Annotated in this window: 7 protein-coding genes; 6 read left to right on the plus strand and 1 reads right to left on the minus strand. The window is 59.9% G+C overall.

The window, feature by feature from the left end; translation table 11 throughout:
• Positions 1-1,266, plus strand: coding sequence for a sugar MFS transporter (locus tag GTP41_RS04785; RefSeq protein ID WP_161024436.1), 1,266 nt, complete (start codon positions 1-3; stop codon positions 1,264-1,266).
• Positions 1,253-3,709 (plus strand): glycoside hydrolase family 31 protein, encoded by a 2,457-nt coding sequence (locus GTP41_RS04790; protein WP_161024437.1) that lies wholly within the window; start codon positions 1,253-1,255, stop codon positions 3,707-3,709. Before GTP41_RS04785 ends, GTP41_RS04790 begins: the two co-directional genes overlap by 14 nt.
• On the opposite strand, the gene tssK is transcribed toward GTP41_RS04790, so the two are convergent.
• The gene (tssK, locus tag GTP41_RS04795; RefSeq protein ID WP_161024438.1) at positions 3,652-5,004 is read right to left on the minus strand and encodes a type VI secretion system baseplate subunit TssK; all 1,353 of its coding nucleotides are present in this window, start codon (positions 5,002-5,004) and stop codon (positions 3,652-3,654) included. The genes GTP41_RS04790 and tssK overlap by 58 nt on opposite strands.
• Before the next feature lie 134 nt (positions 5,005-5,138).
• Here tssK and tssF point away from each other — a divergent pair, with 134 nt between their 5' ends.
• From tssF to GTP41_RS04815, 4 genes are all read left to right on the plus strand, one after another.
• A complete protein-coding gene (gene tssF, locus GTP41_RS04800) occupies positions 5,139-6,968 on the plus strand; it encodes a type VI secretion system baseplate subunit TssF (RefSeq protein WP_308700832.1) in 1,830 nt (609 codons plus the stop codon).
• Positions 6,932-7,966, plus strand: coding sequence for a type VI secretion system baseplate subunit TssG (gene tssG, locus GTP41_RS04805; RefSeq protein ID WP_161024439.1), 1,035 nt, complete (start codon positions 6,932-6,934; stop codon positions 7,964-7,966). Before tssF ends, tssG begins: the two co-directional genes overlap by 37 nt.
• An 82-nt stretch (positions 7,967-8,048) precedes the next feature.
• On the plus strand, positions 8,049-10,817 hold the full coding sequence (locus tag GTP41_RS04810; RefSeq protein WP_161024440.1) for a type VI secretion system Vgr family protein: 2,769 nt from the start codon (positions 8,049-8,051) through the stop codon (positions 10,815-10,817).
• 30 nt (positions 10,818-10,847) lie between these two features.
• Positions 10,848-12,836 carry a phospholipase D-like domain-containing protein gene (locus tag GTP41_RS04815; protein ID WP_161024441.1) on the plus strand — a complete coding sequence of 663 codons (1,989 nt, stop codon included), beginning with the start codon at positions 10,848-10,850 and terminating at the stop codon, positions 12,834-12,836.

Below are 12,836 nucleotides of genomic sequence, written 5' to 3' on the forward strand. Positions count from 1 at the left end.
ATGGCAAACATGGCACACAACAGCGCCTCCACCGCGCCACCGCAAGTGGCGGACGGCGTGCAGAACGGCACCAACACCAGCGCGCTGGTCATCATCACGATCCTGTTCTTCATGTGGGGATTGATTACCTCGCTGAACGATGTCCTGATCCCGCACTTGAAAGCGATCTACACGCTGACCTACTTCCAGGCCATGCTGGTGCAGCTCTGCTTCTTTGGCGCCTACTTCATCGTATCCATGCCGGCGGGCGCTTTGATCCGCCGCATCGGCTATCAGAAGGGCGCCGTCACCGGCCTGCTGATCGCGGCTGGCGGATGTGTGCTGTTCTACCCGGCCTCCTTCGGCGGCTACGGTCTGTTCCTGCTGGCCTTCTTCGTGCTCGCATCCGGCATCACCGTGCTGCAGGTCGCGGCCAACCCCTACGTAACGGTGCTCGGCCCGGCCCGCACCGCCTCCAGCCGCCTGAACCTGACGCAAGCCTTCAATTCCCTTGGCACCACCATCGGCCCGGCCATTGGCGGCCTGCTGATCCTGTCCAGCGCCGGCGCGGCACTCGGCGCCGCAGCCGAAGCAGCCACCGTGCGCGGACCTTACCTGGCGCTGGCCGCAGCACTGGTTCTACTGGCCGTGCTGTTCGCCTTCGCCAAACTGCCGCAGATCGCAGACAGCGAGGACGCACCGCTGGCAGGTGAGGGCCACGGCTCCGCCTGGGCGCATCGCCACCTTGTGCTGGGCGCGATCGGCATCTTCCTGTACGTGGGGGCGGAAGTCAGCATCGGCAGCTTCCTTATCAACTTCCTCGGCGAGGCGCACATTGCCGGCCTGGCGCATGCCGACGCGGCGCACTACGTCAGCATCTACTGGGGTGGCGCCATGATTGGCCGCTTCATTGGCTTCGTCGTGATGCGCGTGGCCAGTCCGGGCAAAACCCTGGCCGTTAACTCACTGTTGGCAATCGGCCTGGTGCTGGCCGCGTCCTTCGGCACCGGCAGCGTTGCCATGTGGGCGATTCTGGCGGTAGGCCTGTGCAACTCGATCATGTTCCCAACCATCTTCAGCATGGCACTGCACGGCCTGGGTAAATACACGGGGCAGGGCTCCGGCATTCTTTGCATGGCGATCGTCGGCGGCGCGCTGGTACCGTTCGCGCAGGGTGCGCTGGCCGACGCGATCGGCGTGCAGCTGTCCTTCGTCCTGCCAGCCGCCTGCTACGCATTCATCCTGTACTTCGGCGCCAAATACGCGTCCATGTATGCGCCCAAGTAGTCCGCGCCCGCGCCGCCGCGCAGCACCACTCCTGGCGCTGCTGACGGCGCTGTTCTCCGCAGGCGCACTGCGCGCCGAAACAGTTGACCGCTTCGTCCTCGCGAGCGGCGGCGTCGTACTGGAAGTCAGCACCCCCGCCAGCGGTATCATGCGCATCCGCATGGGCCGTGGCAAGCTGCCGGAAGACGCCTCATGGGCGGTGTCCGCCGCCACGCGCGCGGCACGCCATCCGCTGCATGTGAGCCGCAACCGCGAAGCGCTGCAGCTGCGTGGAGCGGGCATCAGCGCACGCATCAACCACCGTACGCTGCAAACCGAAGTATTGGACGGCAACGGCAAGGTACTGCTTGCCGATCTGGCCGGCCGCTCGGCCCTGTCCGCGACAGGCGGATTCCGCCTGCGCGGCAAGCTAGCCGGCGCCGACCATGTTTTCGGCCTTGGTGATAAGACCGGCACCTTCGACCGCAAAGGCGGCGCCTACACCATGTGGAACTCGGACGCTTACAAGTTCAACCAGGCTACCGACCCCTTATATAAATCGATTCCGTTCTTCATGGCAGTTGGCGACCGGGGCCAAGCCTACGGTGTATTCCTCGACAACACATGGCGCAGCACCTTCGATTTCGGCAAGACCGAGCGCGACGTGCTTGCCATCAGCGCGGAAGGCGGCCCAGTCGATTACTACGTGATGTCCGGCCCCGCGCCCAAGGACGTGCTGCAGCAGTACGCCCGTCTGACCGGAACCGCGCCCTTGCCGCCGCAATGGGCGCTCGGCTTTCAGCAATCCAAGTGGAGCTACAAGACCGACGCCGAAGTGCGCGCCATCGCCCAGCGCCTGCGCGCCGAACGCCTGCCCGCCGATGTGATCTATATGGATATCGACTACCAGGACCGCGCGCGCCCGTTCACCGTCAACCGCAACGCCTTCTCAGACGTGCGCCAGCTCGCCAGCGACCTGCGCGCGCAAGGCCTGCGCCTGGTGCTGATCACCGACCCGCACATCGCCAACGCACCGGGGCAGGGCTACGCCGCCTACGACAGCGGGGCGGCGCAAGACGTGTTCCTGAAACTCCCTGACGGAAAGTACTACTCAGGCGATGTCTGGCCGGGCGCCTCCGTGTTCCCCGACTTCAGCCGCGCCAAAGCACGCCGCTGGTGGGGCGACCTGTACGCAGGCTTCCTGGCTGATGGCGTGGCCGGATTCTGGAACGACATGAACGAGCCCTCCATCTTCAACGTCGCCAGCAAAACCATGCCGCTCGACGTGGTGCACCGGATCGAAAGCGACGACTTCGCACCGCGCAGCACCAGCCACGCCGAACTGCACAACGTCTACGGCCAACTGAACTCCCGCGCCACATACGAAGGCGTGAGCCGGCTGCAGCCCGACCTCCGCCCCTTCGTGCTGACCCGCGCCACCTACGCCGGCGGCCAGCGCTACGCTGCCACCTGGACCGGCGACAACGCGTCGAGCTGGCAGCACCTCAAAATGGGCATCCACCAGTTGCTCAACCTCGGCATGAGCGGCTTCTCCTTCGCCGGCAACGACGTCGGCGGCTACGCCGGCGAGCATCCATCGCCGGAACTTCTCACCCGCTGGTTCCAGATCGGCGCCTTCACGCCCCTGTTCCGCGCCCACGCCGAAACCAACCGCCCTGCCCAGGAACCATGGGTCGGCGACGCCACGCATGTCGAGATCCGCCGCCGCTTCATCGAGGAACGCTACCGGCTCATGCCCTATTTTTACGCCGCAGCGGAAGAGAACAGCCGCAGCGGCATCCCCATGCTGCGCCCAGTCTTCCTCAACATCCCGCAGGTGCTCGCAAAAGGCGACCGCCTTGGCGGCACCGAAGACCAGTTCATGCTCGGCAATGACCTGCTGGTAGCACCGTCGCCCACGCCTGAATCGCCCGGGGACTACAAAGTGGAATTGCCGGCCAAGGGCTGGTACGACTACTGGACCGGCCGCCGCCTTGCAGGCGACAGCGAAAGCCTCACCCCCGACATCGCCAGGCTTCCGATCTACGTCCGCCCCGGCGCAATCATCCCCAAGCAGCCGCTCGTGCAAAGCACCACAGCCACACCGGAAGGCGCACTGGAGCTCCACATCTATCCCGGCCCCGACTGCGCGGGCGAGATCTACGCCGACGACGGCACCAGCCTTGGCTATCAGCGCGGCGCTTACCTGCGCCAGAGAATCCGCTGTGAAGAATCGCCGACCGGCGTGCGCGTGGTGTTCGAACAGCGCAAGGCGACTGGAAGCCGTGGTGGAAAGCGCTGGCGCTTCATGTCTATGGATCAGAAATCAATGCTCCAGCAACGAGTCGCGTGGTTCTGGCTCCGGATATGGCCAGCGGGGCGATTGATGTCGAAAGACCGCAACCGTCAAGCGGTAATGGCAAATAGCTCCAGTTTCAGGTCTGAGAAGGTGCTGGGGGCGTAGATGGCAACTGCCTGGGATTTCAACATTGCCTCATAAAGCTCACCTCTGTTCTCAAGCGAGAAATGATAGGTGTCGGGTCGAACCGGAACCTCCGTTGGTACTTGTGGCATGTAGACCAGCTGCACCCCCGGCAAGGCATTTCTAACCAGACCGTCGATCGCATCCGGCGAGGCCACCTTGAGCTGGCGTGGCACCTCGGCCACCAGGTTCAGTGCCGGCATGTTGGCGCTGACCGAGATATAGAACGAAGCCTTCCCCGCGGCCAGGCTGCTATCCAGCCGTCCCTGCTGATACCGCATGCTGTTGTCGCTGACGGTCAATGGAATGGTGATGTACTTTGAGCTGACGACAGTATCCAGCAGATCGCGGATCATTGAACTCATGGCGTGGAACGCTGGAGCGGGATCTTCGTGGCTGTATGCGGGCAGGTCCGAGATGGTGTACTTCCGCGAGAAAGCCATCAAGCTTCCGGCAAGTTCCCGCAGGCGCTCGAACAAGCGCTCGGGATGGGTATGCCCGGACTTTGCGATATGCATCAAGACTGCACTTGCACCTAACGCGATGTTCAGCATCCAGAAGGATGATGCATCGCCGCTGGGTACCTCGATCGTGTGGCCGCGTGGCTGGCGCTGAAGGCGATAAAGCGATTCGCACTTTGCGCTCAGATTGCCGATAAGGCTGCGCAGGATTTCCTCCAATGCGGGACTGGCGCTGACCGAAACGCAAGGTGGTATAAACGTGGGATCAATCTCAAAGGTGCTATCTGCCTTGCGCCGGGCTCTCAGCAAAGGGATGCAGTCATAGCCATCGCGAACGTCCAGATGGGTCAGCAGGCGAACGCTCTTGGTGAGGTAGGTGACGCTGACGTTGATTCCGTCTGTATAGAGATCTGGCGTCTCCTCCTCAACCGAGGCATACCTTGCGCTATCGCGCGGGGCATCTGATCCCGACAGGTTCCCGCCGTGGGCCTTTTGCAATGGCAGCGCCGCATAGAAGACGAAGCATTGCTCGTCGGGATCCAGCGTGCCAAGGTCGATCGGCAAGGGCAGTTCGTCAGGGAAGGGCGCTTGATAGATTTCGCCATCCCTGAAGATAATCGTCAATGCGTGCGCATGGAGCAGGCTATTGCTGCCGCCCTCGATCGTCCAGCGGGCCTTTTGTACACCCCAGGAGAACGGGTTCAGCACAGACGCAATGTGCTGCAGCCTGGCCTCGTGGTAACGGTCAAGTTGTTGGAAGTGCTGGGCATCCAGCGTTAAGCCCTCGGACCACAGTACTTTCAATGACAAGGTCATTCTGTTCTCCTTAGACAGGCGTTGCACGTCCATTGAGTTTGAAGCCTTCTCCATGAAGTTTATTGACAAATCTCATAGGCCACTCTTTTTGCTGTGCGACGATTGCCTGATGCTTGCACGCCAAACGAGGAGCGATGATGGAGGACTTGCTGCCATACTTCGAACGGGAACTGGTCTATCTGCGCGAGCTCGGTCGCGAGTTTTGCGAACGCTATCCCAGCGTAGGCGGCAAGCTGCAGCTGGACGAAGATACCTGCCCAGATCCGCATATAGAGCAGTTGATTCAATCGACAGCCTTGCTATCGGCTCGGATAGCCAAGAAGCTTGACGACAGCTACCCGGAGTTCACCGAGGCATTCCTCGAAACGCTTTTCCCGCATTTCCTGCGACCGTTTCCCTCATGCTCGATCGTTCGCGCGAGCTATCCCAGCGCCAGATCGGCAGACGCCGCACCGATGCTCGTTATCCCGCGAGGCACAGAGATGGACACCGCCATGGTTCGCGGCGTGCGATGCCGATTCCAGACCGCGTATGACATTACCCTGACCCCGGCACGACTGACTGACGCACGCTTCGAAGCGCTTGCGCGGCCGCCCGCCGGCATGGCGATGCCCCATACTGCCTGTTCAACACTAAGCATCCGCATTGAAGGAGGCCTGCCAACGCAACTGGGCGCACTGCGCGTCTTCATCGACGGCGAGCCATCGTTTTGCGCAGCCCTGAGGGACGCCCTGTTCATGCGGACGGTGGGTGCATTCATCGAGGTGGAAGCCGGACGCTGGATTCCCCTGAAGACCGCACCATTGAAGCGAGTCGGATTCGCCGAAGCCGAGGCACTGACACCATTCGATGCCCGCTCGCACGCCGCCTACCGCATTTTCAGCGAGTACTTTGCCTACCCCGAGAAGTTCGGATTTTTCGATATCGACTTAGCGCCTTTTCGCACGCATCTGCCCCAGAATGGTAGCTCGCTCACTCTGCACCTTGCCATCGGCGGCATCCGGCCTGATTCGCATCTGGCTCGACTGCTTGCAATGCTGTCGGAGACCAACCTCCTATTGGGCTGCAGTCCCGCAGTCAACCTGTTCCAACGCCCCTGCCAACCTGTCGCCGTAACGCACCGGACAGCCGACTACGTCCTTTCCGCCGACGCAACGCATCCGGAGGCCTACGAGGTGTATTCGATCGAGTCAGTCACCATGGTCCGCCGGCGCGAACGGCAGGAGACCGTCACCGAGTTCCGCCCCCTCTACTCGCAGCGCTATGGTGATGACCCTGCTGTAAATCGACACTACTGGATGCTTCGCCACGATGATGCGCTCGCTGAAATCAGTCCAGGCCAGGAAAAGCGCATAACGCTCATGGATGGCGATTTCAATCCGGAGGCGGTGGAAAGCGCCAGCCTGTCGATTCAAATGAACTGCACCAACCGCGACTTGCCGCACCTTTTGCGCGAAGGCGAGCGTGACGGCAGCCTGACACCGATCCGTGACGCCGCCGGCTTTGCCGCGCGCTTCCTGCGCAAGCCAAGCAAGGCGCTGCGCTGGGGGCGCGGCTTCGGCTTGCATTGGCGGCTGATATCGCACCTGGCATTGAACCACCATGGTTTATGCCAGGACGGACTGCCGGCCTTTCGCGCAATGCTGTCCTTGTACGACTTGCCGCAGTCACCGGTTTCGAGCCGGCAGATCGAGGGCATCGTTGGACTGGCAAGCCGCGAGACCGCTACCTGGCTACGCAACAAGTTCGGCACCTCGCTGGTACACGGGACAGAAGTGCGACTGACGCTGGATGAAGAAGCCTTCGTTGGAAGCGGCTTGTCGCTATTTGTCGAAGTAGTAGACCAGTTTCTCGGATTGTACGCACAGGTGAACAGCTTTATCGAACTTGTAGTGATATCACGGCAGACCGAAAAGGAGCTTATGCGATGCCAACCACGCAGCGGCTATCAGACCTTAGCGTAATCCAGGAGCTGCTTGAAGCGCCTGAGCGCTTCCAGTTTGTACAGGCGATGCGCATCCTGCTCCGTTGGGTGGGCCAGAACGGAATGCCGCCAGAGCGCGTGATGGCCGAAGTGCTGCGATTTGAGAACAGCCTGTCTTTGAGCTTTCCACCCAGCGAAGTTTCCGCGCTGCGCGGCGATGGCGCGCGGATCACTTTGACGCCCAGCTTCTTCGGCTTGCTGGGCGTATGTGGGACACTGCCCTTGCATATGACAGAGCGCATAGCAGCGGCCCGTCACAGAAACTCGGACGAAGCTCCGCATGCCTTCTTCAATCTGTTCTCCCAGCGGATGGTGACACTGTACTTCAACGCCTGGGCCAAACACCGGCTGGAGCAATCGCTCAACCTGCAAGGCCGGGATGAGCAGCTGCCGTTCTTGACGGCCCTTGCGGGAATTCCACCCGAAGCGTTTGGCGGCCTGCCAGGCGTCGCGCCTCACTTTTTGGGTTATTACGCAGCGATTCTGGGCACGCGTCCTGTGGCGCCGACCTCCGTCTCGCGCGTTCTGACCACGTACTTTGACGTACCAATCCAGCTCGAATCCTTTGTCGCCGCGTGGGACGTGATACCTGACAGTAAGCGAAGCAAGCTTGGTGGAAGCGTTGCGCGCCTGGGCTATGGCGCTGCCTTGGGACGACGAATCAGGCGGAGGGATACAGCCATACGGCTGAACATTGGCCCGCTTGAACCGGAGGATGTGGAGCGCTTCCTGCCGCGCGAACCGGCCGCCTTAGCGCTAGCGGACGTATTGGCGTTATTCGGGCTGGATAAGGTGGAGGTTGCGGTGCGGCTCCTGCTTCGACCATCTTGCATTCAGCGTGTGGTATTGCGAAGCATGCCAGGTGCCGCGCGGCGCCTGGCATGGGACGCCTTTCTGGTTGGCCGCAGCGGAAAGGTAAGCAGGGCATCGATTGACTACCTGCTACCCAAGCCAAGCCGTCGCAGCGCAGCAGTTTGAGGCTTATCAAAACCTGGCCAGCGTCGCCCACCTATAGTTTCCAAGGGGCGTAAGGACCACAACATCGCGCGAAGGAGCAAAGATGGACGGCATCGTGGAGGCAGGCATCAAGGCGTTGTCCGTATTCGGCGCCCAATCGCAGCACAATCGCCTGATACGCATGGATCTACCCCGCGAAGACGGCCCGCGCGCGACGATGCTGGTCAACAAAGTCCATATGCGCGAAGAGCTGTCGCGCGACTTCCGCATCGAAGCCGAGGTTTTATCGGACGACGTGCATATTACGCTCAAAAGCATGATGGCCAGGATGGTGACTATCTCGCTGGTGCGCGAAGACGGGAGCCTGCGTTACATGAATGGGTATGTGAGCTCGTTCCGCTTCGTCAAAACAGATGGCGGCTTCGCCTATTACCAGATGGTCCTGGAGCCCTGGCTGGCTTTCGCCAAACTGCGCAAGGACAACGTCTCATTCCACTACCGCAGCGTACTCGAACTGACAGAAACCACTTTCGCCAACTACCGCCAGCGCGATTGGCGCACCAGGATGAGCCTTGAGTACGCCGACAAGAAGCTCACCGTCGCCAACCAGCACAATGAAACCGATTACAACCACCTGCACCGCCGCTGGGAGGACGCAGGCCTTTACTACAGCTACGAGCATAGGGCCGACGGCCATACGCTGGTCCTCAGCGACAGCTCTTTGCAGGCCGACGCTATCGACGCCGCACACGTCAGCGGTGCAGATGACGCCATGCACTTCCGCGCCCAGGTCGGCCCGCAGGATGGCGATGGCATCCGCGACTGGCAAGCCACGCGACAGCTGGGCTCCAGCAAGCTGTCCCTCGCCAGCTTTGACTATGAGAGCCCGCTGCCTCAGGTTGCCAGCGCCGACTCGCTCAATCTCCAGGGCGATGCGGCAGACGACTACGAGCTGTATGAAAACGCCGGCGCCTACGCCTACTCCGAGCGCGACGAAGGCGATGCGCTGGCACGGCGCAGGCTGGAAGGTCGCGAGCGCAACACCCAGTACTTCGAGGCCAGCGGCAATGATCGCGCCGCGCAGCCAGGTCGCCTGTTTACACTCGCCGGCCACTTCAGCGCAGAAGAACGCCGCCCCACTCCAGGCGACAGGCCGAAACCCAGCATCGCCTCGCGCAATTACCTGATCGTCTCGGTCGAACACACCGCCAGCAACAACTACCCGGCGGGGCGCGATGGCAAGTCGGAGTACAACAACACCCTGACCTGCATACGCGGCGACATTTCCTGGCGTCCAGGGCTCCGCCACAACAGCGAAGCATGCGTCAATCCTGGCGTGCAAACAGCCCTTGTCGTCGGCCCAGCCGGTGAGGACATCTACACCGACGACTTAGGCCGCGTAAAACTGCAATTCCATTGGGACCGGATTGGAACCTTCGACCAGGCCAGCTCGCCCTGGATACGCGTCATGATGCCCATGGCTGGAGCAAATCTCGGTCAAATGTGCCTGCCGCGCATCGGCCAGGAAGTCGTCGTCCAGTTCATGGACGGCAATATCGACAGGCCAATCGTGGTCGGCGTGGTCTACAACCGCCAGAACATGCCGCCTTGGCACCTACCTGGCCAGCAGGCGTTGAGCGGATTACGCAGCCGCGAGTTAAAGAGCGCGAACGGCGGGCAAAGCAACCACCTGATCCTGGACGACACCAAGGACGCGATGCAAGTCCAGCTCAAAAGCGACCATCAATGCAGCCAGCTTTCTTTAGGCAGCATCACCCGGATCGAGAATGCGCAAGGCCGGATGGATGCACGCGGTGAGGGATGGGAGCTGACTACCAATGCATGGGGCGTGATGCGAGCGGGGAAGGGCATGTTGATTACGACGGAGTGTCGTCCCAATGCAGCGTCGCACGCGACGAGTATGCAGGAAACCCTAAGCCGCTTGGTGGCAGCCAGCGACAGGCACAAGTCCCTCGCCGAAGAAGCGAAACAGTACAAGGCTCAGGAGGGCCAAGGTCAGCAAGCTGCCGCTGCAAGTGCCATCGATTCCCAGAACGCAGACATCGAAGGAGATGGAGCTGGAGAGGGCTGTTCCGAGTTCAAGGACCCACACCTACTGATAGCAAGTCCCGCAGGCATCGAGACCACATCGGCGCGCTCGACCCATATCGCTAGCGAAGAGCATACAGCGCTGACAACCGGCAGAAGCCTGTCCTTGGCTGCCGGCGACAGCTTGTTTGCCAGTATCGGCGAAACGTTCAGGCTATTTGTTCGCAAAGCCGGAATGAAGCTAATAGCTGCATCTGGAAAGGTATCTATACGCGCCAAAGATGACGACATCGAAGCTGTCGCGAAAAAGGTTCTTTCACTGATTAGCGAATCGGACTGGGTCGAGATTCGCGGACGGAAGGGAGTGCGCCTGCACGGCGCTAGCTCAATGATCGAGATCAGCGAGAAAGTGCAGTTCTTCACTCCATCGCCCACGATCTTTCACGGCAACCTGGAGACCCTCAGCCCACGTAACCGTCCCCAGCCTCCAGAGGAAGAAGCCTCTGAGCCGAAACAGGGCGAGCTGCATAGCAGCATACGGCGACATGGAACGGGAGCGCCGCTAGCCGACGTCCCATACGAAGTTCTCAAAGGCGGAGTCAAGATCAAGGAGGGGCTGACGGATAGATTGGGACGCATCGTCATCCCGCACGAGGATGGAACCCCGAACTACAAGATCTCGCTGGCAAACGGCGAAGACTTTTTATTGGATGTGTCAGACAGGTTTGAAGAACAGAAGGAAGGGGAACAGAGCGAAGAAACCCTCTCCAACCAAGGCTTCCGCGCAATGGATGACACCACGGATGGACGGCAGCACGACTGAGGTGCGTTAAGAATCGAACAGGGGGCAGCTATGGCAGATCCGATCAAGAGGACCGAAACTACACACATCGACGAGGTAAAACGCACCTCGACCAGCACGCCGCAGTGGTTGCTGGAGAAGGCCAACATGGCCGGCACTCATCCCATATCACATAACAATAAGCTAACCTTTTTCATTGGGGGCCAAGACGCATTTGCGGACATCGCCAAGAGTATCGAAACCGCCAAGGCGAGCATCGACCTCTGTTGTTGGGGATTCGATCCGGGCATGGAGTTAATTCGAAACGGTGGCGACCACTGGCCAAGAGGGGAGACCTACGGCGACTTGTTGATCGCAGCTGGCAGGCGTGGCGTCAAGGTGCGTTTACTGGTGTGGTACGACGCGTATGCAGTCCGACTGGCTAATCCACGCAACATGCCGGGATACACCCACGCTGTAGACTCCAGGCGTCGTAGCCTTCACACGACGCGTCGACCGACCAATGCGCTGCATAGCCTTGCACTGGCACGAGTGGATTTGATGGGAAGGCCTAGAACTGATCTTAACTCTTTGGAGCTTTCGACTCTGGCTCGGCGCAATTACTGCATGGATTGGTACGATGCAGCGTTTGGGAAGCATCTTGAAAAGCTGGAAAACATTGAAGTTCGCATGCATAGCGGAGACGCAGATGCCATCGCAAAGAGTCTTTTAAGTGAACCGAACCAGCCATCAAATGGCGCCCGATTCGGCCTTGAACGGCAAGGCCTGGTTCGTTTTGGTACCCATCACCAGAAGCCAATCCTGATTGATCTTTTTCATGATGAAGGAAGGGGGGCGGTCGGGTACGTTATGGGACTAAATTCGCTCACCGACTATTGGGATTCTTCACAGCACCGTTTGGATGATCCGAGACGGGAATTCGAAGTTACTGTCGGTGGCGTGGCGACGCCCGGATGTAAGTATGTTAGGCCAATGCGGGACTATGCCTGCCGAATTGATGGAGGGCGCGCGCTGCTTTCTGTTCATCAGAACTTCATTAAGGCTTGGGAGCGCCTCGGCGCATCAAAACCGACGGATCGCGCCAGCGGAAAAGTGAAACCGGCAAGTATGCCAGAGACTTGTTTGCGTAAGGCCAGAACAGGTGATTCGACTGTGCAGATTGTAAGAACCCAACCGGCTGAGAAAGATAAGACTATTAGGGACGCCTACTTTCAGGCGACCGATCAAGCGGCGCTTGGGACGGGTTACATTTACTTGGAAAACCAGTATTTCCAGTACACGGAGTGGGCGCAACGCCTCATGAAGACGCGTAAAACTGTCATGGATAAGTGGAATTCCGTAAGCGGAGCTAGCGGGAAATCAGAGCGTGATATGCCACTTCTTCACGTCTTTATAGTGATACCCCGTCCAGAGCGAGGAAGCATGATACCGCGCACCTACGACACACTGGCTACGCTGGGGCAACAAGAGGGCATGACTGGGCAATGCGGGATGATCAAGGCCAGTAATGAGCAAAAGCCTACGTTCATGGGGGGTATCGGCCAACCATTTTCCTTCGCCCCCGCCTTGCCAGAAGTAGTCGTGGACGCAAATCGCATTGAGAAGCCGAGTCTGAAAATGCTCCAAGACAGTTATGGCTTGAAGATTTGCACCGCCATGCTCTACGCCTGTGATTCAAAAAATGGAACATGGCGCTATCGAGAAATCTATATTCACTCGAAACTGCTCTTGATAGACGACACTTATGTGACGCTGGGCAGTGCGAACTTGAATCAGCGGAGTATGGCGGTTGATAGTGAGATCAACCTAGCAGCGATCGCTCCAGATAAAGTGCGTGAACTGCGTCGCCGCATCTGGGCTCAGTTTGGCGGGCAAGAACTTAGCGGCGGTCATGGAAGCGCAGGAGAGATATCTGTCACGTTTCGTCTCTGGACCGAGCGTATGTGGATTAACCAAACCCGGAAAGGCATGGGCTTGGATATCTCGGGTCTGTTACTCCCTTTTGGAGATGATCGAAAGTCGCTGGTCCGTTTGGGGTGA

Source organism: Pseudoduganella guangdongensis (assembly GCF_009857475.1).
Taxonomy (GTDB): Bacteria; Pseudomonadota; Gammaproteobacteria; order Burkholderiales; family Burkholderiaceae_D; genus Rugamonas; species Rugamonas guangdongensis.